The sequence below is a fragment of the Enterobacter sp. SORGH_AS_0287 genome (assembly GCF_031453695.1).
Lineage (GTDB): Bacteria > Pseudomonadota > Gammaproteobacteria > Enterobacterales > Enterobacteriaceae > Enterobacter > Enterobacter ludwigii.
On the sequence record NZ_JAVIZW010000001.1, the window covers coordinates 1133584 to 1158801 of the forward strand.

Annotated in this window: 25 protein-coding genes and 1 pseudogene; 7 read left to right on the top strand and 19 right to left on the bottom strand. The window is 55.1% G+C overall.

What is annotated here, in order from left to right; translation table 11 throughout:
* Positions 1-41: 41 nt before the first annotated feature.
* Positions 42-449: a hypothetical protein gene (locus tag QE396_RS05390; protein WP_020884072.1), complete on the top strand. Its 408-nt coding sequence runs from the start codon at positions 42-44 to the stop codon at positions 447-449.
* Between the two features lie 14 nt (positions 450-463).
* Here the strand turns inward: QE396_RS05390 and QE396_RS05395 are convergent.
* Positions 464-1002 (bottom strand): annotated as a pseudogene (locus tag QE396_RS05395) (SOS response-associated peptidase family protein).
* A 408-nt stretch (positions 1003-1410) separates the two neighbouring features.
* Here QE396_RS05395 and araJ point away from each other — a divergent pair.
* Entirely contained in the window at positions 1411-2589 is a 1179-nt protein-coding gene (araJ, locus tag QE396_RS05400; protein ID WP_020884075.1) for an MFS transporter AraJ, read from the top strand.
* A gap of 30 nt (positions 2590-2619) precedes the next feature.
* Here the strand turns inward: araJ and QE396_RS05405 are convergent, their stop codons facing one another.
* Positions 2620-3822: an NAD(P)/FAD-dependent oxidoreductase gene (locus tag QE396_RS05405; protein ID WP_309950226.1), complete on the bottom strand. Its 1203-nt coding sequence runs from the start codon at positions 3820-3822 to the stop codon at positions 2620-2622.
* Positions 3823-4021: 199 nt separating this feature from the next.
* Between QE396_RS05405 and QE396_RS05410 the strand changes: the two genes are divergently transcribed.
* Positions 4022-4528, top strand: coding sequence for an Rrf2 family transcriptional regulator (locus tag QE396_RS05410; protein WP_309950228.1), 507 nt, complete (start codon positions 4022-4024; stop codon positions 4526-4528).
* A 43-nt stretch (positions 4529-4571) separates the two neighbouring features.
* Here QE396_RS05410 and adhP read toward each other — a convergent pair whose 3' ends face one another.
* The 6 genes from adhP to QE396_RS05440 all read right to left on the bottom strand — a co-directional run bounded on the left by adhP (position 4572) and on the right by QE396_RS05440 (position 11225).
* A complete protein-coding gene (gene adhP / locus QE396_RS05415; protein WP_025204137.1) occupies positions 4572-5582 on the bottom strand; it encodes an alcohol dehydrogenase AdhP in 1011 nt (336 codons plus the stop codon).
* Between the two features lie 204 nt (positions 5583-5786).
* A complete protein-coding gene (locus QE396_RS05420; protein ID WP_014170176.1) occupies positions 5787-7496 on the bottom strand; it encodes an ABC-F family ATP-binding cassette domain-containing protein in 1710 nt (569 codons plus the stop codon).
* Between the two features lie 323 nt (positions 7497-7819).
* Positions 7820-9517 (bottom strand): NAD-dependent malic enzyme, encoded by a 1698-nt coding sequence (locus QE396_RS05425; RefSeq protein ID WP_020884079.1) that lies wholly within the window; start codon positions 9515-9517, stop codon positions 7820-7822.
* A 176-nt stretch (positions 9518-9693) separates the two neighbouring features.
* The gene (gene sra, locus QE396_RS05430; protein ID WP_013096533.1) at positions 9694-9831 is read right to left on the bottom strand and encodes a stationary-phase-induced ribosome-associated protein; all 138 of its coding nucleotides are present in this window, start codon (positions 9829-9831) and stop codon (positions 9694-9696) included.
* A gap of 95 nt (positions 9832-9926) precedes the next feature.
* Positions 9927-10142: a biofilm-dependent modulation protein gene (gene bdm / locus QE396_RS05435; RefSeq protein WP_041162628.1), complete on the bottom strand. Its 216-nt coding sequence runs from the start codon at positions 10140-10142 to the stop codon at positions 9927-9929.
* Between the two features lie 231 nt (positions 10143-10373).
* The gene (locus QE396_RS05440; protein ID WP_309952588.1) at positions 10374-11225 is read right to left on the bottom strand and encodes a Vmh family MBL fold metallo-hydrolase; all 852 of its coding nucleotides are present in this window, start codon (positions 11223-11225) and stop codon (positions 10374-10376) included.
* 111 nt (positions 11226-11336) lie between these two features.
* Here QE396_RS05440 and QE396_RS05445 point away from each other — a divergent pair, with 111 nt between their 5' ends.
* Positions 11337-12212, top strand: a complete 876-nt coding sequence (locus tag QE396_RS05445; RefSeq protein ID WP_020884082.1) for a LysR family transcriptional regulator — start codon at positions 11337-11339, stop codon at positions 12210-12212.
* 23 nt (positions 12213-12235) lie between these two features.
* On the opposite strand, the gene QE396_RS05450 is transcribed toward QE396_RS05445, so the two are convergent.
* Complete coding sequence (locus QE396_RS05450; RefSeq protein WP_032680961.1) at positions 12236-13195, bottom strand: hypothetical protein; 960 nt, start codon at positions 13193-13195, stop codon at positions 12236-12238.
* 127 nt (positions 13196-13322) lie between these two features.
* Here QE396_RS05450 and QE396_RS05455 point away from each other — a divergent pair, with 127 nt between their 5' ends.
* Positions 13323-13751 carry an OsmC family protein gene (locus QE396_RS05455; RefSeq protein WP_014170171.1) on the top strand — a complete coding sequence of 143 codons (429 nt, stop codon included), beginning with the start codon at positions 13323-13325 and terminating at the stop codon, positions 13749-13751.
* Positions 13752-13828: 77 nt separating this feature from the next.
* Here QE396_RS05455 and QE396_RS05460 read toward each other — a convergent pair whose 3' ends face one another.
* From QE396_RS05460 to QE396_RS05470, 3 genes are all read right to left on the bottom strand, one after another.
* Positions 13829-14248 (bottom strand): hypothetical protein, encoded by a 420-nt coding sequence (locus QE396_RS05460; protein WP_014170170.1) that lies wholly within the window; start codon positions 14246-14248, stop codon positions 13829-13831.
* On the bottom strand, positions 14226-14618 hold the full coding sequence (locus QE396_RS05465; RefSeq protein WP_020884085.1) for a polymorphic toxin type 44 domain-containing protein: 393 nt from the start codon (positions 14616-14618) through the stop codon (positions 14226-14228). Before QE396_RS05465 ends, QE396_RS05460 begins: the two co-directional genes overlap by 23 nt.
* A gap of 147 nt (positions 14619-14765) precedes the next feature.
* Entirely contained in the window at positions 14766-15671 is a 906-nt protein-coding gene (locus tag QE396_RS05470; protein ID WP_309950237.1) for a LysR family transcriptional regulator, read from the bottom strand.
* Positions 15672-15824: 153 nt separating this feature from the next.
* Between QE396_RS05470 and QE396_RS05475 the strand changes: the two genes are divergently transcribed.
* Positions 15825-16574 (top strand): SDR family oxidoreductase, encoded by a 750-nt coding sequence (locus QE396_RS05475; protein WP_309950241.1) that lies wholly within the window; start codon positions 15825-15827, stop codon positions 16572-16574.
* Positions 16575-16600: 26 nt separating this feature from the next.
* On the opposite strand, the gene QE396_RS05480 is transcribed toward QE396_RS05475, so the two are convergent.
* The 7 genes from QE396_RS05480 to QE396_RS05510 are packed head-to-tail and all read right to left on the bottom strand — an operon-like array spanning position 16601 to position 23438.
* Entirely contained in the window at positions 16601-17533 is a 933-nt protein-coding gene (locus QE396_RS05480; protein WP_025204144.1) for an ABC transporter ATP-binding protein, read from the bottom strand.
* Positions 17526-18512, bottom strand: a complete 987-nt coding sequence (locus QE396_RS05485; protein WP_020884089.1) for an ABC transporter ATP-binding protein — start codon at positions 18510-18512, stop codon at positions 17526-17528. The genes QE396_RS05480 and QE396_RS05485 overlap by 8 nt, the downstream gene beginning before the upstream one ends.
* Positions 18509-19405 carry a D,D-dipeptide ABC transporter permease gene (gene ddpC / locus QE396_RS05490; protein WP_020884090.1) on the bottom strand — a complete coding sequence of 299 codons (897 nt, stop codon included), beginning with the start codon at positions 19403-19405 and terminating at the stop codon, positions 18509-18511. Before ddpC ends, QE396_RS05485 begins: the two co-directional genes overlap by 4 nt.
* On the bottom strand, positions 19402-20424 hold the full coding sequence (locus QE396_RS05495; protein WP_014170162.1) for an ABC transporter permease: 1023 nt from the start codon (positions 20422-20424) through the stop codon (positions 19402-19404). Before QE396_RS05495 ends, ddpC begins: the two co-directional genes overlap by 4 nt.
* A 23-nt stretch (positions 20425-20447) precedes the next feature.
* A complete protein-coding gene (locus QE396_RS05500; RefSeq protein WP_025204146.1) occupies positions 20448-21980 on the bottom strand; it encodes an ABC transporter substrate-binding protein in 1533 nt (510 codons plus the stop codon).
* 15 nt (positions 21981-21995) lie between these two features.
* Positions 21996-22571, bottom strand: a complete 576-nt coding sequence (ddpX, locus tag QE396_RS05505) for a D-alanyl-D-alanine dipeptidase (RefSeq protein WP_014170160.1) — start codon at positions 22569-22571, stop codon at positions 21996-21998.
* 12 nt (positions 22572-22583) lie between these two features.
* Positions 22584-23438, bottom strand: a complete 855-nt coding sequence (locus tag QE396_RS05510; RefSeq protein ID WP_121339659.1) for a MurR/RpiR family transcriptional regulator — start codon at positions 23436-23438, stop codon at positions 22584-22586.
* Between the two features lie 266 nt (positions 23439-23704).
* Here QE396_RS05510 and QE396_RS05515 point away from each other — a divergent pair, with 266 nt between their 5' ends.
* The gene (locus QE396_RS05515) at positions 23705-25186 is read left to right on the top strand and encodes a carboxylesterase (RefSeq protein ID WP_163305044.1); all 1482 of its coding nucleotides are present in this window, start codon (positions 23705-23707) and stop codon (positions 25184-25186) included.
* The last annotated feature ends 32 nt before the right edge of the window (positions 25187-25218 follow it).

Genomic DNA, 25218 nt, shown 5'->3' on the forward strand with positions numbered 1-25218 from the left:
TATCTTATTCAAGCGCTTATAAATACTTAAATGGAATTGACATGTTAAAACCTATTCTTGCATTAGCAGTACTTACCTTATCTGGGTGTGCAATTATTCAGGAACCGCCAAAACATGGTACCCCTGACGCTGTATATACAACCAAGAGCGATACAAAAAGCGTTGCATTATGCATTGCTGATGTATTTGCAGATTACGACCCTTACATTTTACCAGGCTATAAAGAAGAATTTTGGGGTTATAAGCTTGCATATTCCGCCGGGCCATATGGCGAAGCTGAAATTTACAGGAAAAATAATGTTACCACTGTGAATTATTTTGAGCAGAATAATTCAGATAAGAAAATGGTAAAGCATCTTAAAGACGGCATTCAAAAATGCGTAACCAAGGTGTACGACATGACTCCAGTGGGTGGTAAGCAGCCAGATGGAAGCGTAAAACTTTGGTAATATCTGTCAGGATATCACTGAATATTATCAATAAATTCAGCACACTGATTTTTGGATTACCAACGGCACGCGACACTGCGTGCCAGATAAACTAGTCGGCGACCACTGTGCCGTCGGCAATTATTTCCTCAGCTTCTTTCCCGCCAACGTCCTGGCGCATCCATTCCCGGGCCGCTTCTGGCGACAGGACCAGCGGCCGGCGGTCGTGAATGTCGACCAGCGCTTTATCAGTTGCAGACGTCACCATCAAAAATCCTTCCGCTTCGTCTCCGCGTTCGAATGGTGTGCTGCCAGAGAGGTTTAAACATTCTGCTGGTGGCTGCCGTCTCAACGCGCGAGTTTATCAGAGGTGTCTTATCCCACCACCCCGACGCGTAACCCCAACAAGGTGCAGCTGTTCGTCGCGTTCGCTTAGCAGCAGGACTTTTGTGCCAGGCGCAACGTTGTAACGTCCAATCGGCTCAGGGTCATAGGCGATGTCGCGATCGCCTTCGTCGGCCAGGTAAGCCAGATATTCTTCACGGGTTTGGGCTTGTGCAAAACGTCCACACATAGGAACCTCCAGTCAGTCAGACTGAAAGTATAGGGCAGGGATAAAAAACAGGTACACACCGAAACTTTATGATTTTGAAACAGGGAGATGATGTAAATCAGGGAGGCGGTAAAGCGGGTCGTTGAGAAACTGGAAGGAGCTACGCAAAACGTGAGTTTTGGGGGCATATTTGGGGCAAAAGCGTGTTTGATGCGTGTTCTGGGGCGAAAAAAAAGCCGCTATTCCCCAGACATTATTTTTTTCAAGTGACTGATTTTAATGCAAACCCCTGAAAGGGCGGTGTTTAAAAAATGTTGGATAAAGCACCTGAATTAATGGATTAACGTGTCAGCCAGCTGATTTGAACTGGCTCACCATACAAGATTGTTCAATAATGCCCGTCGCGCGTTGTTAACCAGTGGTTGTGGTATGAAAAAGACAATTTTTTCGTTGGCACTTGGCACGTTTGGCCTGGGAATGGCTGAATTTGGCATTATGGGCGTATTAACTGAACTGGCCCATGACACCGGAATTTCAATTCCCGCCGCCGGGAATATGATTTCGTTTTACGCCTTTGGTGTGGTGATTGGTGCCCCGATTGTGGCGCTGTTCTCAGGCAAGTTCTCGTTAAAATCCACGCTGTTGTTTCTGGTGGTGCTGTGCGCCGTCGGTAATGCGATTTTTACCTTTTCAACGTCGTATGCCTGGCTGGCGATAGGGCGGCTGATTTCCGGTTTTCCGCACGGCGCCATTTTTGGCGTCGGGGCGATTATTCTCTCGAGAATTGCGCCTCCGGGGAAGGTGACGGTCGCCGTGGCGGGCATGATAGCCGGCATGACGGTTGCCAATCTGGTGGGCGTACCGCTGGGCACCTGGCTGGGTCATGAATTCAGCTGGCGCTATACCTTTTTCCTGATTGCCCTGTTTGATGCTCTGGTGATCATCTCGGTACTGGTCTGGGTGCCGCACATCCATGATCGCTCCGAAATCAAATTGACCGCGCAATTTTCCTTTCTGAAAAAACCGGAGCCGTGGCTGATTTTTGCCGCCACCATGTTTGGCAATGCTGGCGTGTTTGCGTGGTTCAGCTTCGTCAAACCGTTTATGGTCAACGTCTCTGGCTTCTCCGAAGGCGTCATGACGGTCATCATGATGCTGATGGGGCTGGGTATGGTGTTAGGTAATCTCCTGAGCGGGAAATTATCGGGTCGCTTCAGTCCGCTGCGTATTGCCGCCACCACCGACATGGTCATTGTCGCGTCACTGCTGTTGCTGTTCGCCTTTGGGGAACATAAAACGGCGTCGCTGGTGATGGGCTTTATCTGCTGCGCCGGGCTGTTTGCACTCTCTGCGCCGCTGCAGATCCTTCTCCTGCAAAATGCGAAGGGCGGTGAGATGCTGGGTGCCGCAGGCGGACAGATGGCATTTAACCTCGGCAGTGCGATAGGGGCGTATTTTGGCGGGATGATGATCACGCTTGGCTTTAGCTGGAGCTATGTCACGCTGCCAGCGGCTGTGCTCTCTTTCTCAGCCATGAGTTCACTGCTGATCTACGCGCACCTTCGGGCCAGAAAGGCAGACGCCGTTTCGCTCGCTTCCGCACGTTGAACCGCGCCGGTAAGGCGCGGTAGAAGGGCGCTAGACAAATTTCGCCAACGGATCGGCAGCGGCAAACGCCACGGCTTTGTCCGCTGCTGGCGGGTAGATAAGTTCATTGGTGATGGCGATTTTGATTTTCTTTGCGTCATCACGCACCGATTTGACGGCCTGGTCCCACCCTTCAGTGTAAACGGCACCCCAGGCACCCAGGTCCAGACAGGTCACGTAGTTAACCTGGCGGTAAGGATAAGGCGTGCGATTCAACAGGCTGGCTGCCGCGTTGTGGCCGGCAAATTTACCCAACTGGATCGCGTGCTGGCAGGTCATTAGCGCCGTGTTCCCCATCTCGTCCGTTCTGGCGTAGGCCATATCTCCCGTCGCGTACACGTCCGGATGAGCCGGAACCTGCAGCGTTTCTGTCACTTTCAGACGCCCCTGGTTATCGCGTTCGCCGTTAATCTGTTGTCCAAGCGGGTTTGCTTCAACGCCTGCCGTCCAGACTACGGTTGCAGCGGGGATACGTTCGCCGTTTTTCAGCGTTACGCCGTTCGCATCGATGGCCTCAATTTCACTGTTCAGACGCCACTCAATCCCCAGTTCCTGGCTCGCGTCTTTAATGGTGTTACGCAATGCTTCACTGTACCGTCCGCCAATGACATGACCTTTTTCAACTACGATAACTCTTGTCGCCGTATCATCGCCGAAGCGAGCGCGCAGGCGAGCAGGAAGCTCGGTTGCCAGTTCAATGCCGGTAAAACCGCCGCCACAGACAACCACGGTATTGCGCGCAGCGGTGGAAGGGCGCGAGACCAGGGAGTCAAGATGCTGCTCAAAGGTCTGTGCGGATTCAAGCTGATCGATATCAAAGGCGTACTCAGCCAGCCCGGCAATCGGTGGACGCTTGCTCTGACTGCCGGTGGCCAGCACTAACCGCTCGTAACTCACTGCGGCAGTTACGCCATTCGCATCACGATATGAAACACTTTTCCCTTTTATATCAATGGATTCTGCTTTGCCGGCGATAAAATCAATACCCAGTTCAGCGAACAGTCCGGTCAGCGGAGAGACCAGCGACGTCACGTTCTCTTCATAGAAGCGCGGGCGAACACGCAACTCGGGGGCGGGTGCCAGCACGGCGATCTTCAGGCTGTTATTGCCCTCCAGCGCATTCAGACGCGCGGCGCTGACGGCAGCCCACATGCCGGAAAAACCACTGCCCACAATTAAAATCTGCTTCTTCATCTTCGATCCTTTTGATCATCATGCTGTATACCTGACATAACTGCAACTATACTTGTCGCAGTTAACTGCGACAACTTCTTTCTGAGTTAAATTTTAATGCTGCGTAAAATCAGCGTGTTAATGAAAAAGGGGAGAGTGGTTGTGATTGTGGGCAATAACGCCGTTATAATGACCCAGATAAATAACTTCGGAGTTAACCATGGCGTTTTACAGTTCCGGTGTGGAATACGGCATTCACAGCCTGATGTGCATGGTGGATGCAAAAGGCAATGAGCGTGAGATGAGCGTCCGGGAAATGGCCACCCTGCAGGGGGTGCCGTATGATTACCTGGGAAAAATCTTCACCCGTTTGTCACGTGCCGGGCTGGTGAGCAGCACGGAAGGTAAGGGCGGCGGGTTTAAACTGGCGCGCCCGGCGGAGTTGATCACCGTACTGGATGTGGCGCACGCCATTGACGGTGAGAAGAACATGTTTGAGTGTCGAGAGGTGCGTCAGCGGCTGGCGGTGTTTAATGAAACGCCTCCTGCCTGGGTGTGCAATGGCCCGTGTGGCGTACGTTCGGTCATGGACAGCGCACAGCAACGGATGGAAGAGGAGTTAGCGCGACATACCATTCTCGATCTGGCGCGCAAGATGTACCGCAAAGCGCCGGATACCTTTCAGATTGAGGTTCAGGAGTGGATTTCTGACCGGCGATCGTCGTAGTGAAATGCCGGGTAAGGCAAAACCGCCCCCCGGCAACCGGCGATTAAGAGCGTAAATCAATCACCATACGACCACGGATTTGACCCTGCTCCATCTCTTTAAAGATGGCATTGATATCTTCCAGCGGACGCATTGTCACTTTTGGCACCACTTTGCCCTCTGCCGCAAACTGGAATGCCTCCATCAGGTCCTGACGGGTTCCCACCAGCGAACCGACGACCTGAATGCCGTCCAGAACCAGGCGTGGAATATCCAGGCTCATCGCTTCCGGCGGCAGGCCCACGGCGACCACGCGGCCACCCGCACGCACGGCATCCACCGCTGAGTTGAAGGCTGCTTTTGCCACGGCAGTTACCACCGCGGCATGTGCGCCTCCGGTTTTCTCCTGAACAATTTTCGCTGCATCTTCGCTGCGAGAGTTAATGGTTAAATCTGCCCCCATGCTGGCGGCCAGTTTCAGCTGTTCATCGTTCACATCAATGGCGATGACCTTGGCGTTGAACACGTTTTTAGCGTACTGCAACGCAAGGTTACCCAGACCACCAAGACCGTAAATCGCAATCCACTGGCCCGGTTTAATGTGGGACACTTTTACCGCTTTGTAGGTGGTGACCCCCGCGCAAGTGATGCTGCTCGCCGCTGCGGACTCCAGACCGTCCGGCACTTTTACCGCATAATCGGCTGTCACGATGCACTCTTCAGCCATCCCACCGTCAACGGAATAACCCGCGTTTTTCACATCCCGGCACAGGGTTTCGTTGCCGGTATTACAGTATTCGCAGTGTCCACAGCCTTCAAAAAACCATGCCACGCTCGCACGGTCGCCAATTTTCAGCGAGTTGACGCCTGGGCCAATCTCTTTAACGATCCCTATTCCTTCGTGACCCAGGATCACCCCGGTCTTATCGCCGAAATCACCGTTCTTCACGTGAAGATCGGTATGACATACGCCGCAGCATTCCATCTTCAGCAGGGCTTCTCCATGCTTAAGCGGACGTAATGATTTTTCGGTGACATTGACCTGATGATCCTGAGTGACAACAGCAGCCTTCATATGTTTCTCCTTGTTCATGATGAGATTCTGCATAGCAGGTGTACTACTTCTTAAGGATTAATACTTAGGCGCGTTAATGCAAGGTGGCAGCAACATAATGTCATCATTTGATTCGATTTCGGATTAAGAATACAGCGATCCTCTAATAATCAGGGGGGCGTTCAGGGGCAGAGCGGCCCGGCGAGACGCTCGCCGGGCGCGGACTTACAGTTTTGCTTCTATCGCCTCAATCTCCTGGCGCCATTGCGCCTGCAACTGCGGCTTCTGGTGCTTCGGTTTGCGGGCCAGGTCTTCCTCCAGCAATGTCTCCAGCGCGATCAGCCTTTCAAGCAGGTCGTCAAACTGCGAAGGGCGATCGTGCTGTTGTTTCGGTGAACACGGCGATGTTATCAGGCCTGCACTTTCACGCAGCCGTTCAAAGACCGCTTCGGCGTCATGCCATTCACTCAGCCTGCCGTCCTCAATCAGCCAGAAACGGTTGCAGCTTTGGCTGATTAATTGGCGATCATGGCTGACCAGCAGCACGCCACCTTCAAATTGCTGCAGGGTTTCCGTCAGCGCCTCTTTGCCTTCCATGTCCAGATGGTTGGTCGGTTCATCCAGCATCAGCAGGCTATAGCGCGCTAACGTCAGGCCAACAAACAGCAGGCGAGAGCGTTCTCCACCGCTGAGCGTACTGACTTTCTGACCGTGACGTGGCCACGCAAAGCCGGCACCGATCAGGGCCATCTTGCGATTCTGCGGATCGGGTGCAAACGGCTCCAGTGCGTCAAACAGCGATGCATCGTCCGGGAGCTGGTTCAGCGTCTGATCATAATAGCCAGGCGATACGCGTGGGTGGAGTTTCAGCCCATCGTCAGCCTGCTCGCCGCGAAAATGCCGCCAGATCAGCTTCATCAGGGATGATTTACCGCAGCCGTTACGTCCAACGATGGCCACGCGATCGCCGCTTTTGAGACGCGCGATGTCAATGCTAAACAGCGCAGGCAGTCCGGGAGCCGGCGGCACCGCGAGGTTTTCCAGCTCCAGCAGACGATCGGCCCGTAGCGCGTCGCCGCGCAGGGTTAATGTCCACTGACTTCCCGCCGTGACCTCCGTCTGGCTCTCTTTCAGCCGTTCAACCTGCTTTTCCATCTGTTTCGCTTTGCGGGCCAGGTCTTCGTTGTCGTAGACTTTGCCCCAGGTCGCCAGTCTTTTTGCGCTGGCCGCGACGCGGTCGATCTCCTTTTGTTCTGCCTTGTGGCGCTGCGCATCACTTTCGTCTTTCGCATCCAGCGCTTTGCGTGCGGCGGTGCAGGGAAGGGCAAAGTAATGCAGCATCTTATCGCGCAGGATCCAGCTGCCGTTGGTCACGGCATCCAGCAGTTGCCTGTCATGTGAAACCAGCACAAAGCTGCCTGACCAGGCCTGTAAAAACTGCTCCAGCCAGAGCATGGTGGGTAAATCGAGGTGGTTACTCGGTTCATCCAGCAGCAGCAGGTCCGGCGCATTAATTAAAGCCCGCGCCAGCAGCAGACGCGTATGTTGCCCGCCGCTCAACGTTGCCGAGGTTAATGTCCAGTCCTGCGGCGTAAAGCCCATACTCGCCAGCAGCGTTTCCGCTTTCCAGCGCAGGCTCTCGCGTTCAGCCGCAGGCAGTTGTGCCAGCACGGCATCCAGCATGCTCAGGGGATAAATCCCGTCCGGCAGATGTTGTTCTACGCGCGCCATGATGCAGTGCCCGGCCAGCGCGACCGTTCCGGCGGCAGGCGTGTCCGTACCGTCCAGCACCTTCAGCAGCGTGCTTTTACCGCAGCCGTTGTCGCCCAGCAGACCGATGCGATCGCCTTTTTTCAGCGTAAAGGAGAGAGAGTCGAAGAGCGTACCAAACGCCGTATCAACACGTAGAGATTGTGCAGTGAGTAAAGTGCTCATTGTTGCTTACCCAAGAGTTACAGGCATGTTTATGCCTCGTCAAACATCGCTGACGATAACTCAGTAAGCCCGAGAGAAGGGATTTCAGGGGTTGGTGTCTTCGCTCAAGCAGAAGTTATCGCAGCACGATACCGATAACGCTTGAGCTGGTGCGATCACCAAATGTATGTGAAACATTGAAAATTTCACAGTACAGCATAATTGGCCTCCTTATATATTCAGTAGGTTAATGGATGAAGGCAGTGTAGCGGTGATTTTACAGCCCGGCAAGCGCGGGCAGAATGGCAGGCCAGGAGGCATGATTGCCTGACCCGGCCTGTTCTTTAGATAGACGTTCTGCGATAGCTGCGGTATTCCGGCATCCAGAAGTTGTCGTCAATGGCCTGCTGCAGCGCATCGGCGGAGGTTTTCACCGCCACGCCTTGCTGCTGTGCCATTTTTCCTACTGCGAAAGCGATCGCGCGGGACACCTTATGAATGTCTTTCAGCTCTGGCAACACCAGGCCTTCACCGTTATTCACCAGCGGTGAGTGTTTCGCCAGGGTTTCGCTGGCGGACATCAGCATTTCATCGGTAATGCGTGACGCACCGGACGCGATAACCCCCAGACCAATCCCCGGGAAGATGTAGGAGTTGTTGCACTGCGCGATCGGATAGGTTTTATCCTTCCACACCACCGGGTCGAATGGACTGCCGGTTGCCACCAGTGCGTTACCTTCGGTCCAGGCGATGATGTCCTGCGGTGTTGCTTCTACACGGGAAGTCGGGTTAGAGAGCGGCATCACGATAGGGCGTTCGCAGTGCTTGTGCATTTCGCGAATAATCTCTTCGGTGAAGAGACCGGTTTGCCCGGAAACGCCGATAAGAATGTCCGGCTTCACGTTGCGCACCACGTCCAGCAGGGAGAGCACCTCGTTGTCGGTATCCCAGTTTTTCAGGTTTTCGCGTTTCTGAACCAGTCGGGTCTGGAACGGCAGGAGGTTAGGCATACCGTCGGTCAGCAGGCCGAAACGGTCAACCATATAGACGCGGGAACGGGCCAGTTCTTCACTCAAGCCCTCGCGCTGCGTCTGAGCAATAATCTGCTCGGCAATACCGCAGCCCGCAGAGCCTGCGCCCAGGAAGACGATTTTCTGGTAGCTCAACTGGCTGCCTGCCGCACGGCTGGCGGCGATCAGCGTCCCAACGGTCACGGCGGCGGTGCCCTGAATGTCGTCGTTGAATGAGCAGATGTCATCGCGGTAGCGATTCAGCAGCGGCATGGCGTTCTTCTGCGCAAAGTCTTCAAACTGCAGCAGCACGTTCGGCCAGCGTGCCTTAACGGCCTGGATAAAATCATCAACAAACTGATAATACTCATCATCGGTAATGCGCGGATGACGCCAGCCCATGTACAGCGGATCGTTGAGCAGCTGCTGATTGTTGGTACCCACATCCAGCACTACCGGCAGGGTGTACGCCGGGCTGATACCCCCACAGGCGGTGTACAGCGAGAGCTTACCGATTGGGATCCCCATTCCGCCAATGCCCTGATCCCCGAGGCCGAGAATACGTTCTCCGTCGGTCACAACAATGACCTTGATGTTGTGGTTCGGCACGTTCTGCAGAATATCGTCCATATTGTGGCGGTTCTGATAAGAGATGAATACGCCGCGGGAACGACGGTAGATCTCAGAGAAACGTTCACACGCCGCACCCACCGTTGGGGTGTAGATCACCGGCATCATCTCTTCGAGGTGGTTCTGAACCAGGCGATAGAAGAGGGTTTCATTGGTGTCCTGAATGTTACGCAGGTAGATGTGCTTGTCGATTTCAGTCTTGAAACCCTGATACTGGATCCACGCACGTTCAGCCTGTTCTTCAATGGTTTCCACCACTTCGGGCAGCAGACCAAGCAGGTTGAAGCTGCTGCGCTCTTCCATGCTGAAGGCGCTGCCTTTGTTGAGCAAGGGGAATTCCAGTAAAACCGGACCGGCATAAGGGATATATAAGGAACGATGTTTTTTCAGTTTGTTGTCCATGTCACTCACTCTTTTTTTGAAGATCCGTCCCTGACACTGCTGTTTGTCATCTTTCTGGCCTGTGCGGTGGGGTGCGGTCAGGCGGTATTATAAAGGAGCTAAATGTTAATTACCGCAACACATAAACAAAAACACCATCGGTTTTGCCGATGGTGTTCAGGATCTCTTACTGGAACTTACTTGCCAGCGTGGCGTTTTCTGCCGGTGGCATGGGTGACTTGCGTTTCACTGTCGCCCTCAATTACCACTTTACGTTGGTTAGAAAGCTTGTAGTTCAGTCCCAGAATATGGCGTGCCTGACGGTTCGATTTCATCTTTACTCCTCAATCCTGTTGATAGTTTTAAGGACAAGTTTGCTTACGCAAACGAAATGTAACCCCTTAGGTTGCAGATCCAGCTTAGCAGGTTTTTACAAAGAGGCATTCTGTCCACTGACCACGTAGTTAATGGTCTGTTGGTAGATGTCACTGAGGATGTCATTGTCTGTGGATTCCACCCATTTGGTCAGTTCCATCAAAATGTCATCTTCAGTCACAGCACCGTGTTCGGCGTGAAGACCCTGTGCGATCGCGTTAACGAGTTCAGGTTGTGCTGCTGTAGTATTTGCCGGGTAATAAGTAAACATGCTGCCTCCGTGTCGTTGTCTGTGTAATGGTACGGCTCGCAAAAAATGTAATTCACAAACAGAATGGCAAATATTTTCCTTGCTGTGTCTAAGATTCATCTTAGAAATAAAAATGACATAAGTGCATGCTTTTAGACACTTTTAGAAATGGAGGAATAATGACAGGGGACGAGGGGGAATATTTTGATGCTGCTCCTGCTATCCGAGAAAATAGCAGGAGCAGAGATTAATTTACCATTTCATTTCGCCGGTATTCACTTTCGCACTTAATTCCAGCGAGCTCTCTTCGGCAAGGCCCGGATACGCTTTTTTCATGGCGCTAATGACGCCAGCAGAATCTTTGTGATTAGCCAGCGTCTGCTCGAACCGCTGCAGATATTCACGGGTAAAATCGATAGCGCCGGTACCTGACGGTGGCGTCCCCAGATAGTGACCCGGGATCACGCGCTCCGGTTTGTGCGCTGCCATGTTTTCCAGCGTGTCCTGCCACTGCTTGCGACGCGCCCTGGTCTGGGTATCGGCCGTCCACAGATGGATGCCCCATGAAACGCCCGTGCCGCCAAGAATCGTCTTCGCTGACGGGATCCAGACATAGGCCGCGTAGCTGTCTGGCTGTTCAATATCGATTTTCTCACCATCAACCATAAACGTGGTGGAGGTCAGCACCTGAGGAACGATCAGCGTTGTTGGCGCGCCGTCTTTCATCTGTGGGCCCCAGAAGGCCAGCTTGGCATCTTTGGTGGCCTTGATATGGTCAACCACCTGCTGAGTCGCCACGACTTTCGCATTCGGGAATGCTTTTACCAGCGGTTGCAAACCAAAGTAGAAGTCCGGATCGCCGGAGGTGATCACAATCTTGTTCAGGGTTTTACCGCTGCGGCGAATTTTCTCTACCAGTGCTTCACCGTCTTTCACGCTGAACTGCGCGTCAAACAGGACGGCCTCTTTCGGGCCGGACACCAGCGTCGATGAGACCGCAAAAATGCCTTTCTCCTGCGGGTTCCAGGTATCAATGGTTAACGGTGCGGCGAAGACCGCCGGCGTGAAGAGGGTGCATAGCAGTGCAAGGCGAGTGAGCTTCATCATCATGTCTCTTTTTATCAGGAAAGACCCTATTGTAACGAACTCTACATTTGCCAGAATTCCTGAAACAAGACATGCTTAGTTTCATAAATCGAGCAAATGGAGCGTTATATGGATCGCGTTATTGCCGCACAGGTCTATAACCGGATTTGCGAGCTGGGAAGTTTGAGTGCCGCAGCCCGTGCGCTGGGCATTTCCCGGCCCATGGTAAGCCGTTATCTTGAGCAGATGGAGAAGTGGGCGGGGACCCGGCTGGTGAACCGCTCAACGCGCAAGCTGACGCTGACCGCAGCAGGGGAAAAGGTACTGCAGAAAACGCGTACCCTTTCGCAACTGTCGCAGGAGATTGAAGGCCAGTCGGAGAAAGATTTACCTTCCGGCACCTTACGGGTAGCCTGCGCGCACTTTACCGCCATGCACATGATTGCGCCGGTACTGCCCGGGCTGCTGGCGCGTTATCCGCAGCTCAGAATTGAACTGGATGTGAATAACCATCCCGTGAGTCTGGTGGGCGAGCGTATTGACGTAGCCGTGCGTATTACCGATAACCCGGAGCCGGGGATGATTGCCCGCAGGCTGGGCGAGTGCCGTTCGGTGCTTTGCGCCTCGCCGGACTATCTTGCGCAGCACGGCACGCCCGTGACGCCTGAGGATTTGGCGCAGCACAATTGCCTGCATTACAGCTTCTTTGCGGGTCAGTCGTGGCATTTTGTGACGCTGGAAGGCGAAAGCGTGAGCGTCGCGGTGAGCGGCAATCTTAGCGCCAGCATCTCGTCGTTGTTGATGGACGCGGCGGTTAAACATTGCGGTATTGCAATGCTGCCCGAGCACGAAGCGCAAGGGGCGCTCGAGCAAGGACTGCTGGTCCCGGTGCTAACAGACTTAGTGCCTAAGCCGCTCGCCATTCACGGGATTTACCAGTCGCGGGAATATCAGCCTGCGGCCCTGCGCGTCTTTCTTGATGAAATTGCAGGGCATCTGAACTGATGCCCGCGCAGTGAGCCTGTGGCTTATTTCGTCGTCAGCCAGGGCGACGTTGTACTCCAGAAAATAATATCTGCGCCGAGATACGCTTCTGCGAACTGAACAAATTCATCTTTGGTGAAGGGCTTGCCGGTAGCCGGGTTTCGGTAGGTGAGCGTGGGCTCCTGAACGGCCATGGCGACCAGCGGCAGTTTGTTTTTATACTGGTTAAAGAACGGATAGGCGTTTTTCATTTGCGCCTTGCGGTTGGGAACAATATCCGGTCCGCCAAGCCCGATATTATGGGCACTGGCGTATTCGAACAGCCGCCCCATGTAATTATGGTCATTGTTCCATTCACACGGCCAGAAGTTCACATATTGTACGACATGGGATTGCGTGAAAACCTTTCGCGCAAAGGCGAGGTTTTCCATTTCTCCGGCAAAATAGTTGTCGCACGAAAATCCTGTCGGCGGCTTTTTCTCATCAAGGTCAATGGCGGTTTCAGGTAAGTTCACACCGTAAACCTGGCCATCAAAACGCTTCGCCAGGGCTGCCAGTAAGGCCTGATACCGTTCACGCACGGCAGGATCCCACTGACGGGCTACCCAGCCTGAACCTGTAGGTTTCCCTTCACCAGGGTTGTCAAACTGCGGAGAAATACCGCCGCTGTACTTTGTGTCTGCCATCAGATAATCAGGGACATACCGGGCATCTTTTTCGAAGAAGCGATCCTGAATTTGAATAAACAGCTTTTTATTGCTGGCCTTCAGGCGCGCCAGGTCTCGCTCTATGGATGAGAAGTCATATCTGTTTTTCTCAGGCTCCAGTGCACGCCAGTTATAAACGATCTGCGCGCCACCGATATCACGACGGGCGATAAGCGCGGCGGCGGCATCAAGGTCGCCAGAGCTGGTATAGATAAAATTCTCCGGCGTGCTGGCAAAGAGGGGTAGCGTCACGGCGAGCGTGGTCAGTGCCACGACAATCCTGGTGTTTAGCATCATAGGCCTTTCCCTTTTGATGGTTCGAAGTGAGGTATCGAATCAGCGCCAACCAGAATACTCTGTGTTCCAGGACGCGTCAGATCTCTGGTCTATACTTAACCCTTTGTAAGCCAAAAGGAGAGCAAGAATGACAATTCATAAGCACGGTTCAGCACACTGGTCTGGCGATATTAAACGCGGAAAAGGAACTGTTTCTACCGAGAGCGGCGTTCTCAATCAACAGCCTTACGGCTTCAACACCCGTTTTGAAGGCGAAAAAGGGACCAACCCGGAAGAACTGATTGGTGCCGCACACGCAGCCTGTTTTTCGATGGCACTGTCGCTGATGCTGGGTGAAGCAGGCTACACCGCCGATTCCATTGATACCACCGCCGACGTGTCACTGGATAAAAAAGAGGGCGGTTTCGCCATTACGAAGGTCGCACTGCAGAGCAAGGTTACTGTACCCGGCATTGACCCTCAGCAGTTCGATGGCGTTATTCAGAAAGCGAAAGCCGGCTGCCCGGTTTCACAGCTGCTGAACGCGGAAATCACGCTGGATTACACGCTCAATTAAACCAAAGCTCATTAAAAGCCCTCATGCGCGCAGCTGTGCGCATGAGGATAGGTGTATTTTGGGTAGCAAAAAGAACCTTAACGCGTGCCGGTTGCGTTAAGGCTGATAATGGGCATGATGGCCACATTACCTGCGTAAAAGAGATCTGAATTCGTAAACGAATAAACACGCCCGGTGAGGTTTACATTGACGTGAGAGCCGTAGCCAGAGATTTTGGCGTCGCCAGTGTCAGCTACCATAAAGGGTGAGCGTTTCTTCAGGTGCTTCAACAGATTACCCTGCAGTTTTGTGTCCAGGTAATAGCGATAAACATCTGAAACCGTCGCACCACCGCCTTTGTACTTTGTAACGTACAAATAGACCTCGGGTGTAATTTGTTGTTGTGAGTAAAGGTCATCATCCGGTGGCTGGTTTGCAAAATACTGAAACCCTACAAAAACCAGCAGCGCGGCAGTTAGCGCTCTGTGCAGCCACTTAATAACCGTGCTGTTTGGCATAATCTATTCCCTGTTTAATCCAAAACTGGTCATGAGGGTCATCCCCGTAAGGTAACTCACCGTACCATGTTCCCCATTGCGGCTTCGACGTTCCCGCCCGGCTTTGTGCAAAACCCGCGCCCATATACAAGGTTGCTTCTGGTATCCCTGCTGCAAACCCGGTGGCCCCATAATTAAAATTACCAAAATTAGCCAGGTCACGGCGTTGCTGTTTGTAATCCCACGGGCCACGATTTTTGACCTGTTGATAGAACCAGTAATAGGTTTGCGGTAGCGCCATATTCCGCCCTGCGCCATGCGTGCTAGCTTCACGCATATTGCTATCAATTAACCTTGTGCCTCCACTCGGCATTTGTGGCAATACAGCCATAACGTCATCCTTAACGTTTGATTTTTGGGTAGATATCAACCCATTATCCGCACCAGGTCAATAAAAAACGCTGAATTAAAGGATAGAAATAAATGCATTAGCACCGGATTTTCATGGACTATAAAGTTTATCCGTACTTTGCTCCGGCTATCCCTTCAGCGCGGCAGGAAACACCTCTGCCAGCCAGGCGATAAACACTCTCAGTCGATGTGTCAGATGCCGGTTCTGCGGATAAACCACATGAAACGGATAAGCGTCAGGTCGCCAGTCACTAAGAATTTCAGTTAACGTCCCCGCCTGTAAATGCCTTTTTGTCGAATACTGAAACGTCTGAATAATGCCTAAACCTGCCACCGCCGCCGCCAGATGAGCATTGCTTTCATTGACCCCAAGGAAGTGCGCAATACTTATCTCCAGCCTTTCTCCCTTTTCCCTGAAGCGAAACGGGAACGCCCGACCGGTGACGGGAGAAAGGTAGCTAATCAGCTTATGGCCATTGCACAGTTCCCGCGGATAGGCCGGTACGCCATGATATTTTAAATAATCAGACGTCGCGCAGGTGACCATTTCAGCGTCACCCAGATGACGGGCAATAAGGGAGGAGTCGTCCAGAGGGCCGCCGCGGATCACGCAGTCAACGTTACCGCTGATCAAATCTACGGGCCGGTCGGCCACGCCAAGATCGATGCGTATTTCCGGGTAACGCTGCATAAAATCCGGGAGCAGGGGGATCAGCACGTCGCGCGCGGTTGAACCGCCCACATCCACGCGCAGATGGCCTTTCGGCGTCGCGCGAGAAACGCGAAACGACGTATCGATATCTTCAATATCAATCAGCACCCTGAGCGCTTTTTCATAGTACCCGGCACCTTCCGGTGTGGTGACTACCCGTCGTGTCGTGCGATGTAAAAGCCGGATCTCCAGGTGTGCTTCGAGCGATTTCACCAGCTTGCTCAGGGTGGCGATAGGCATATTCAGAGAATCAGCCGCACGCGTAAAACTTCCGGTTTCCACCACCCGCGTAAATGCGCGCATTGCCATGAGTTGGTCCATTCGTACTCCGGATTATTTCCACCTGTGAATAGTGATTTTCATTTTTGCCCGTTTTTCATTAATCCTGCAACCGATAGAGTTTATTCAACGCAAGCGAAAACCTCTTCAACCGTTTTTGCGGGCATCCTGAAAACATGATTAAAGGTGAATAGTATGAATACGTCTCTCACAGGTAAAATTGCCCTGGTTACGGGCGGTAGCACAGGTATCGGTCTCGCCACCGCGCAGGAACTGGCGGCCCAGGGCGCGAAGGTTTATATCACCGGACGTCGTCAGGCGGAACTGGACGCTGCCGTTGCACAAATTGCCACCGCGGCGGTCGGCATCCGTGCGGACGTCTCTCAACTTTCCGACCTCGATAAAGTCTATGCACAGATTGCAAAAGACGAAGGGCGTCTGGATATTCTGTTCGCCAATGCGGGTGGTGGCGACATGCTGCCGTTAGGCGCTATCACTGAAGAGCAGTTTGACCGCATCTTTGCAACCAACGTTCGCGGTGTACTGTTCACCGTGCAAAAAGCGTTACCGCTGTTATCTGCCGGATCGTCGATCATTCTGACCGGATCCACGGTGTCCATTAAAGGAACCGCAAACTTTAGCGTATACAGCGCCAGTAAAGCCGCCGTGCGCAACTTTGCCCGTTCGTGGGCGCTGGATTTGCAGGGGCGCGGTATTCGCGTCAACGTGGTGAGCCCGGGGCCCATCAAAACCCCAGGGCTGGGTGACCTGGTGCCGGAAGAACATCGTCAGGGGCTGTATGATGCGCTGGCCGCCCAGGTGCCGCTGGGACGCTTAGGCGCGCCGGGAGAAGTGGGGAAAGCGGTGGCGTTTCTGGCCTCAGATGCAGCAAGCTTTATCAACGCCACCGAACTGTTTGTCGACGGTGGAATGGCGCAAATTTAAACGTGAAACAGCGCCACCCTGCGTGGCTACTCGCTCAGATTGCGCCAGCAGCGCACGCTACAGCCCTCAACTGAAGGCTGTAGCGACTGCGGATGTTCGCACCCTTGCGCTGCCTGCGGACAGCGGTCCCGGAAATAACAGCCGGTGGGAAGGTGACGATTGCCAGGAAGCTCTGTTTTACGCAGCGCCAGGTTTTCATCCAGCGGTTCACCGGTTCTGGGGACGGAATCAAGCAGCAGCCGGGTATAGGGATGGCGCGGCCTGACAAGCACCTGATCGGTGGTTCCCAGTTCCACGATCTGGCCCAGATACATCACCGCCACACGATCGCTCATGTGTCTGACTACCGAGACGTTATGTGAGATCAACACATAGGTGAGGTTCCGTTCCTGCTGCAGTTTTACCAGCAGGTTGAGGATTTGCGCCTGCACGGAAATATCCAGCGCGCTGGTGGGTTCGTCGAGCACGATGATATCTGGATTGGACGACAGCGCCCGGGCGATAGCAATGCGCTGGCGCTGCCCGCCTGAAAAGGCATGCGGTAACCGGTCAAGATATTCCGCACGAATACCCACCTGCATCGCCAGCGTCTCTGCAAGCTGGCGCCGTTCGCGTTCACTGCTGCGTTTTTGCACCCACACCGGCTCGGTGATGATGCGCCACACCGGTAAACGCGGGTCGAGGGAAGAGAGCGGGTCCTGAAAAACCATCTGCATGCCGCCCGCGTGATGCGTCCGCTGATAGTCGCCGGTGCTGGGCCTGAGCATGCCCATCAATAGCTGTGCCAGCGTGCTTTTCCCGCAGCCGGATTCCCCAACAATGCCCAGCGTTTCGCCGCGACGGATCTGCAGGTCCAGCCCATTGAGGGCATGCACCTGTTCCGTGACGCGGCCCAGCCAGTTTTTGCGCGCGGGAAAGTTGACATGCACGCTATCCAGTTCAAGCAAAATGTCAGACATGGTGTTTCTCCCGTTGCGGGTACCAGCAGGCAGCCATCTGGCCCTCTGCACCATTGGGAAGTAGGCGCGGTGCCTCACCGCATTTCGTCCCGGCCGCAAAGCAGCGCTCGCGGAACGCGCAGCCTTGTGGAAGCTGGCTGAGATTAGGAACCGTGCCGGGAATGGCCGGAAGCAGCTCGCGCGGCGCACCGTTTTCAGGTGCACATTGCAGCAGACCGATGGAGTAGGGATGAACGGGATGGTGGATCAGCGTTTGCGTGGCACCGCTCTCAATTACGCTTCCTGCGTACATCACATACATCCGATCACAGAGCTGGGAAACCACGGCCATATCGTGGCTGATAAACAGCACCGAGGTTCCGCTGGCCCGCGCCTTGTGCTTCAGCAGACGCAGTACCTGCAGCTGCACGGTCACATCCAGCGCCGTGGTCGGCTCGTCGGCGATGATAAGTTCAGGCTCGCAGGAGAAGGCAAGGGCGATCATCACCCGCTGACGCATGCCGCCGGAGAGTTCAAACGGATAACGCGCCATCACCGCTTTCGCGTCCGGGATTTGCATCTCCTCCAGCAGGGCAATCGCTTTTTGCTGCGCCGCGCGACGGTCGAGCGGCTGATGCTGGCGGATCACCTCCACCATTTGCTTACCAATCCGCCGCGTTGGGTTCAGGGCGGTCATGGGCTCCTGAAAAATCATCGCCACTTTTGCCCCGCGCCACTGGCGAAGCTGTTTTTCCGATGCGGTCAGAACATCTTCTCCCAGCAATGTCACCTGACCGTGATGAATTCGGTAGCTGCCTTCCGGCAACAGGCGCATGGCGAGCATGGCGGTAACCGACTTCCCCGACCCCGACTCGCCCACTACGCCGACAATCTCACCCCGTTTAATCTCCAGCGAGACGTGGTTCAGCGCATGAACCTCACCGCGGTATATCGGGAAACTCAGATGTAAATCCTCGATGGTTAAAACCGAGTCGGTCATGATTGTTTCCCTCCTGATTTCGGATCCAGCAGGTCGCGGATGCCGTCACCAAAAAGATTAAAGCCCACGGCGGTAATCAAAATGGCCGCGCCAGGAAAAGCGCAATACCACCACTGGTCAAGTACATAGTTGCGCCCTACGGCAACCATCGCGCCCCATTCGGCGGTGGGTTGCTGTGCGCCCAGACCGATAAAGCCCAGCGTGGCGGCCATCAGAATGGCGCTGCCAATATCCAGCGAAGCCTGCACAATCAGCGGCGGCAGGGCGTTGCGCAGAATATGCCAGCTGATTAAATGCCAGCGTGATGCGCCGAAGGTGCGGGCCGCCTGAACATAGGTAAACTGGCGCACGACAAGGGTTTGCCCGCGAGCCAGACGCACGTAAAACGGAATACGTACAATCGCGATGGCGAGCATTGCGTTAAACAGGCTCGGCCCCAGCGCCGCCGCCAGCGCCATGGTCAGCACCAGCGAGGGAATGGAGAGCATCACGTCCATAATGCGCATAATAATGGCGTCGCCGCGCCCGCCCAGCACGCCAGACAAACAGCCCAGCAGCGAGCCAATACCACCCGCAATCACCACGACGGCCAGCCCCGCGCTGATCGACTGCTGGCTGCCGGCGAGCACCCGGCTGAACAGATCGCGGCCGACCTCATCGGTGCCAAACCAGTGTTCGGCAGACGGAGCCTGCAGACGCGCGGTCAAATCCAGCGCATTGGGGTCATGCGGCACAATCCACGGTGATGTCACCATCAGCAGGAGCATCAGGATCATGATCGCGGCGCCAATCAGCGTGAGGGGGCTTTTACGCAGCATCCAGAACAGTTTTGCCCAGTTGATGCCTGCTTTCGCTGTTTTAACCGGGACGGGCGTTTCCTGAGTCAACATCATTCGGCACCTCCGCGCCCGATTCGCGGGTCAACCCACAGATAGAGCAGATCGACCACCAGATTAACCAGCACATAGGCCAGTGAGACCACTACCGCGAAGCCCATAACGGCAGGGAAATCGAGTGCCTGAATAGAGGTGACGACCCAGGCGCCCATTCCCGGCCAGGCAAAGACGGTTTCGGTGAGGACTGCGCCATACAGCAGATCGCCCAGTGCCAGTCCAAGCACGGTAATTGACGGGATCATCGCATTGGGCAGGGCATAGCGCAGCACGATGTACCAGCCGGGCAATCCGCTGGCGCGTGCGGTTCGTATGTAATCTTCACTGAGCTGCTCCAGCATGGCCGAGCGGACCTGACGCGCTACAATGCCAAGATGAACAAATGCCAGCGTCATTGAAGGTAAAATCAGATGCTGCAGGGCATTGAAAAAGACCTCCCCGTTGCCTTCCAGCAGCGCATCCACCAGATAAAAGCCAGTAACGCGCGTCGGTGGATCGAGCCAGTCGTCAAGCCTTCCGCCGCCCGGCAGAAGTTGCAGATGCCCGTAGAAGAGGACAATCACCCCCAACCCAAGCCAGAATGCGGGCGTTGAAATGCCCGTCATCGCCATTAACCGCACCAGATGATCCAGCCAGCGGTCACGGTAGACCGCCGATAAAATCCCCAGCGGCACGCCGATAACCAGCGCCAGCAGCAGGGAACAAAAAGCCAGCTCCAGGGTGGCCGGGAAAAAGGCCTTCAAATCTTCCGCAACCGGTCGCCCGGTGCGGATAGAGGTGCCTAAATCGCCATGGGCCAGCGCATCCACATAGCGACCAAACTGGATATACAACGGTTGATCCAGCCCCAGCTGCTGGCGGATACCTTGCACAATGTCGTCGCTGGCGCGGTCTCCGGCCAACAGGCGGGCCGGATCGCCGGGGATCAGGTGTGAAATAATAAAGGTGATGATACAGACACCGGCCACCACCAGGATTAACCCCCAGCAGCGCTGGCGCACAATGCTCCAGAACGTCATACACTTTCCCCCGGCGAGAACCGTTATTTACTCATGGTGGCAATGTTAAAGACCTGCTCCAGCATTGGATTAAAGGTGAAGCCTTTCACCTCTTTGTTCATCGCCAGCTGGTAGTTCTTCTGGAACAGATACACGTAGGCCGCCTCGTCGATCACCACCTTCTGCGCCTGCTGGTAATCGTGGGTACGCTCCGCCTGATCGGTGGTTTTCAGGGCCGCCTTCAGCAGGGCGTCGACCTCTTTGTTCTCGTAAAACGAGCGGTTACCCGGCAACCCTTTTTTGTCCGACTCAAACCAGTAGTTCATGAACATGTATGGGTCGGCAAAGTCCGGGCTCCAGTTGCCAATGGCGATGTCATAGTCACCTTTCCCGACACGATCGCGCATGGTGGCGTTAGCCAGTTTTTCCAGCTTCACGTTGATGCCGATCTTGCCGAGGCTCGCCTGCGTGGACAGGGCGATCGGCTCCCAGTTGGGGTCGTTGTCTGAATAGAGGAATGTCAGGCTTGTCGGCTTGTCTTTGACTTTCTCCAGCGCGGCTTTGGCTTTGGCCTCGTCAAAGCTGTACTGCATTGCCGTGGCGTCAAACCCCCACATGCCGTCCGGTATCGGGCCGCGCATCTGTTTACCATTGCCGCTCAGGATGCCTTTCACCATCCCCTGATAATCCGTTGCCCAGGAGACGGCCCGACGTAAATCCACCTGATTGAGCGGGGCTTTGCTGTTATTCAGATAAAGATAGGTCACGCGCAGGGACGGATATTCCGCCACCGCCACTTTGCCTTCTTGCTTAAGGGCTGAAAGCTGATCGACGGGCAGTGAATCGGCGATATCCAGATCGCCACGGGAAAGCTGCAGGCGGCGTGAAGCGCTTTCACCAATAATTTTCACCGAAACGCGCTTGAAGTGCGGCTTCTCACCCGCCCAGTGTGGGTTCGGAACGAGCACCAGCTGCTGACCTTTCTGCCAGCTTTTCAGCATGAATGGCCCGGACCCGGCGGTGTTTTGCGCTAAATAACCGCGTGCATCATCGGCAGCGTTCGCTTTTAGCACCGCCGGGTTAACGATCGACGCACCGTCGTTGGCCAGGGTGTAGAGGAACGGGGCAAACGGCTGGCTGAGGGTGAATTTTACCGTGTGCGGATCGACCGCATCAATTTTGAGATCTTTCGGGAACGCTTCAGACGGCCCCTGGCTAAGCTTCAGCAGACGTTCAAAGGAGAGTTTTACCGCCTCGGCAGTAACCGGCGTGCCATCGGCGAATTTTGCGTTATCGGTAAGGGTAAAGGTCCACTCTTTCTGATCCTCTGACGCTTTCCAGCCCGTTGACAGGTCGCCCTCCACCTCGGTGGAGCCTGGCTTGTACTTCACCAGACGCTGATAGGCGGGGTAGGTCACCGTCCAGTCGTTGTTATCAATGGTCACCGCCGGGTCGAGCGTTTGCGGGTCGGCCGCTTTTCCGATCACCAGCATATCTTTCGGGACGGCAGCCAGCGCAACCGGGGCGCTGAGTGCCAGCGAGGCGGCGATCAGGGTAGTAAGAAGCGTTGTTTTCATGGCAGTGCTCCAGTTTTAAAGAGGGGTGTGCGTCAACGGGAAACAGGCAAAACGATCGTCAAGCAGGGGATAGCTGGCCGCGTTCGGCAGCTCGAAGTGCCACCATTCGCTGCTGATTCCCACAAAGCCGCCACCGGACATGATGGCGTTAAGCAGCAGGCGATTGCGCTGCGCGTGCGGCGGCACGGACGGGTGCCAGGCGTGCGAGCGGTCGTGCATTTCGTCAAAACCGGCCCCCATATCCAGCACGGTGTTCTGTTCGTCCATCAGCGTAACGTCGATGGCCGTCCCGCGGCTGTGGTTGGAACCAATCGCCACATCAACCACGTATTCCGGGTTCGGGCAGGCATCCCACAACTGAGCCTGCGCTTCCTGCGGGCGATAAGCGTCGTAGACCACCAGCTTCAGCCCGGCCAGTGCGGCGATGCTGATGGCTTTCGCCAGCGCGGTGGCCGCATCGGTATGCAGCAGGCACAGCGCCTCCTGATAAATCGGACGACCCGTGATGTTGTCGGCTGTGGCGTATTTCAGATCGATATGCAGCGCAGGGAAGGTCTTCGCCACATCAATCAGTTCACTCTCTGGGGGCATAGCTCCGCTCCTTTAGCGTTCGAATTGACCAAACTCTTGTTGTAATTGCCGGTTTACCGCCAGCCGCGGTGGAAGGGCATCACCCAGCGCTTCCACGACACCTGACAGCAGCAGGTTGAACAGACAGCTCACAGGTGCCAGCGAATCCCAGAAATGGCCGGTTTCGGTTTTCACCTGCAGTAAATCAAGCGGGTAATCCCGCGCCCACGGACACCAGATATCGGTGATCAGGGCCAGCGAAATACCTTTTTCGCTCGCGACCCGACAGTACTGCCGCGCAATGGTGGAATAGGTGCGGGTATCGGTCAGTACCACGTAGGGGTGGGCGAAACCGGAGTTCAGGGATTCAACCCAACTGCCGGACGCGCCTTCGGCGTAGCTGACGCGCGGGCGGAGGTACTCAAGATGACTGAAGAAGGCGTTGGCTATCCCACGTGTCGACTGGATCCCCAGCACAAAAACCGCATCCGCGTGGGCAAGCTGATGAACCACCTGGCGGAATGCGTCGGTGTGCGCCAGCTGATAAACCTGAGTGATGGCATCCACCTCCAGCGACAGAGAGTGCTGAAGGCGGTTGGGCAGAGGGGACTGCTGCTGCCAGGAGTCCAGCCGCTCGTTCATACCCCAGGGCTGATGCGGGTCGCGCAGGCTCTTTTTGGCATCTTCCAGATTGCGATAGCCGAGTTTTCGCAGAAAGCGTCCCACTGTAATGCCGCTGGTGCCGGTCGCCAGACCCACGCTTTCAGCCGTTTCAAACGGGATCTGTGCGGCATGCGCCAGCAACCAGCTCGCCACCCGCTTCTCGCTGGGGGTCATCTGGCTGAAAGTGGCTTCAATACGGCTCAACACCTCGGGTTTCGTCGTCATACCGCCTCGCTGTTAACAGGCTGTCAGTCATCAGGTTTGTGTTATTTGATTAACAATGCATGACGCGTGCCATGTCCACATCGCGACGGGACGCCGCTGTGCTGCAAACTTCATGCAATATTTAGTTAACCAATGATCAACATTTGTGCAGCGTAGTTCACTTTTGGTGCACTGGCTGAGCGGGGAGGTATGAATTTCGTGAATACGTCAGCGTCTTCACATTTTTGATAAGATAGAGACAACGTAAATATGAAAGGGATCCCGGCATGGCGAACTTGCCCTGGCGTATCAGCGTGCGCCTGATGGCGCTCGCAAAGAAAATGGCGACGATCGCAGGAGTGGTACTGATCGTCCTGCTCGCGGTTCGGGTTTATCTCTCGCAGCAGGGACCGGAACTGCATCTCTGGCATACCTGGCGGGCAGATGAGATGTCCGTACGCGAGATCGATAAGGCGAATTTTGCCCAGTATGTCGCCCGGGAAAACGCCATTTTCACCGATCTGGATAACGCAGTAACGCGCAAAACCCAGGGTGAGGAGCGCACGCCGTTAAACCGCTACTACCGTCAGAGCCTGGTTTGGCCCGGTAAATTTGCACCCGATGCCAACCGCTCCTTTGTGCTGATGCCTGCCGGAACGCCACGCGGGGCGGTGGTGTTGCTGCACGGGCTAACAGATTCGCCTTACAGTGTCCGGCATCTTGCCCGTGATTATCAGCAGCACGGTTTTGTGGCGGTGGTTCCACGCCTGCCCGGTCACGGCACCGCGCCCGGCGCGCTGACCGACGTTGACTGGGAGAGGTGGCTGGCGGCGACGCGCCTTGCCGTTCGCGAAGCCACGCGGCTGGCGGGAGACAACGTTCCCCTGCATCTGGTGGGTTACTCCAACGGTGGGGCGCTGGCGATGAAATATGCCCTTGATGCGCTGGACACGCCTGCGCTTCGCAAACCGCAACAGCTCATCCTGCTCTCGCCAATGATTGGCGTCACGGCGTTCGCCCGGTTTGCAGGATTGGCCGGATTGCCGGCGATGTTACCGCCGTTTGCCAAAGCGGCATGGTTAAACATCTCGCCGGAATATAACCCGTATAAATACAATTCCTTCCCGGTCAATGCGGCGCGCCAGTCATGGCTCTTGACCCAGGCCCTGCAGGAGCAAATGGGGCGGGATGCCCGGGAGCACAGACTGGACCAGCTGCCGCCGGTACTCGCATTCCAGTCGGTGATGGATTCAACGGTCAGCACCCGCGCCGTGGTCACCGGCTTATTTGACCTGCTTCCGGCGAACGGCAGCGAGCTGGTTGTATTTGATATCAATCAGGCCGCCAGCTTCCGTCCTCTCTTTAAACCGTCGTCGTGGGCGGCGACCTCTGAGTTACTGCCTGTGGCGAAAAGGCGTTACGGTGTCACGATTATTACTAATGCCAGCGCGGACAGTTTCGCCGCGGTGGCGAAAATAACCCCGGCGGGACGCACCGATGAGACCGCGGTACCGCTGGCGATGTCCTGGCCGCAGGAGGTCTATTCACTGTCGCATGTCGCCGTGCCGTTCCCGCCTGATGACGATCTCTATGGCCGACATCCTGCGGAGAAAAACCGGTATGGCATTAGCCTCGGCACGATTGCGCTGTGGGGGGAAACCTCCGTGCTGAGCGTAGGCAAAGACGCGTTAATGCGGGTGACCTCGAACCCGTTTTATGCCTACATGCAGGAGAGGATTGACAGACGCATCGGGGATGAGAAAAAGTAGCTTCTCCCGCAAGGGGTTAATCTGTTAGGTCG

Excerpts from the sequence above, each read along its gene's own strand:
- ddpC (WP_020884090.1), bottom strand. The coding sequence starts at position 19,405 with ATGATGTTGACTCAGGAAACGCCCGTCCCGGTTAAAACAGCGAAAGCA.
- araJ (WP_020884075.1), top strand. The coding sequence starts at position 1,411 with ATGAAAAAGACAATTTTTTCGTTGGCACTTGGCACGTTTGGCCTGGGA.
- QE396_RS05475 (WP_309950241.1), top strand. The coding sequence starts at position 15,825 with ATGAATACGTCTCTCACAGGTAAAATTGCCCTGGTTACGGGCGGTAGC.
- QE396_RS05390 (WP_020884072.1), top strand. The coding sequence starts at position 42 with ATGTTAAAACCTATTCTTGCATTAGCAGTACTTACCTTATCTGGGTGT.
- ddpX (WP_014170160.1), bottom strand. The coding sequence starts at position 22,571 with ATGCCCCCAGAGAGTGAACTGATTGATGTGGCGAAGACCTTCCCTGCG.
- QE396_RS05485 (WP_020884089.1), bottom strand. The coding sequence starts at position 18,512 with ATGACCGACTCGGTTTTAACCATCGAGGATTTACATCTGAGTTTCCCG.
- QE396_RS05515 (WP_163305044.1), top strand. The coding sequence starts at position 23,705 with ATGGCGAACTTGCCCTGGCGTATCAGCGTGCGCCTGATGGCGCTCGCA.
- QE396_RS05405 (WP_309950226.1), bottom strand. The coding sequence starts at position 3,822 with ATGAAGAAGCAGATTTTAATTGTGGGCAGTGGTTTTTCCGGCATGTGG.
- QE396_RS05410 (WP_309950228.1), top strand. The coding sequence starts at position 4,022 with ATGGCGTTTTACAGTTCCGGTGTGGAATACGGCATTCACAGCCTGATG.
- adhP (WP_025204137.1), bottom strand. The coding sequence starts at position 5,582 with ATGAAGGCTGCTGTTGTCACTCAGGATCATCAGGTCAATGTCACCGAA.
- QE396_RS05425 (WP_020884079.1), bottom strand. The coding sequence starts at position 9,517 with ATGGACAACAAACTGAAAAAACATCGTTCCTTATATATCCCTTATGCC.
- QE396_RS05460 (WP_014170170.1), bottom strand. The coding sequence starts at position 14,248 with ATGCCAAACAGCACGGTTATTAAGTGGCTGCACAGAGCGCTAACTGCC.
- bdm (WP_041162628.1), bottom strand. The coding sequence starts at position 10,142 with ATGTTTACTTATTACCCGGCAAATACTACAGCAGCACAACCTGAACTC.
- QE396_RS05450 (WP_032680961.1), bottom strand. The coding sequence starts at position 13,195 with ATGATGCTAAACACCAGGATTGTCGTGGCACTGACCACGCTCGCCGTG.
- QE396_RS05445 (WP_020884082.1), top strand. The coding sequence starts at position 11,337 with ATGGATCGCGTTATTGCCGCACAGGTCTATAACCGGATTTGCGAGCTG.
- QE396_RS05495 (WP_014170162.1), bottom strand. The coding sequence starts at position 20,424 with ATGACGTTCTGGAGCATTGTGCGCCAGCGCTGCTGGGGGTTAATCCTG.
- QE396_RS05455 (WP_014170171.1), top strand. The coding sequence starts at position 13,323 with ATGACAATTCATAAGCACGGTTCAGCACACTGGTCTGGCGATATTAAA.
- QE396_RS05510 (WP_121339659.1), bottom strand. The coding sequence starts at position 23,438 with ATGACGACGAAACCCGAGGTGTTGAGCCGTATTGAAGCCACTTTCAGC.
- QE396_RS05470 (WP_309950237.1), bottom strand. The coding sequence starts at position 15,671 with ATGGACCAACTCATGGCAATGCGCGCATTTACGCGGGTGGTGGAAACC.
- sra (WP_013096533.1), bottom strand. The coding sequence starts at position 9,831 with ATGAAATCGAACCGTCAGGCACGCCATATTCTGGGACTGAACTACAAG.
- QE396_RS05440 (WP_309952588.1), bottom strand. The coding sequence starts at position 11,225 with ATGAAGCTCACTCGCCTTGCACTGCTATGCACCCTCTTCACGCCGGCG.
- QE396_RS05480 (WP_025204144.1), bottom strand. The coding sequence starts at position 17,533 with ATGTCTGACATTTTGCTTGAACTGGATAGCGTGCATGTCAACTTTCCC.
- QE396_RS05420 (WP_014170176.1), bottom strand. The coding sequence starts at position 7,496 with ATGAGCACTTTACTCACTGCACAATCTCTACGTGTTGATACGGCGTTT.
- QE396_RS05500 (WP_025204146.1), bottom strand. The coding sequence starts at position 21,980 with ATGAAAACAACGCTTCTTACTACCCTGATCGCCGCCTCGCTGGCACTC.
- QE396_RS05465 (WP_020884085.1), bottom strand. The coding sequence starts at position 14,618 with ATGGCTGTATTGCCACAAATGCCGAGTGGAGGCACAAGGTTAATTGAT.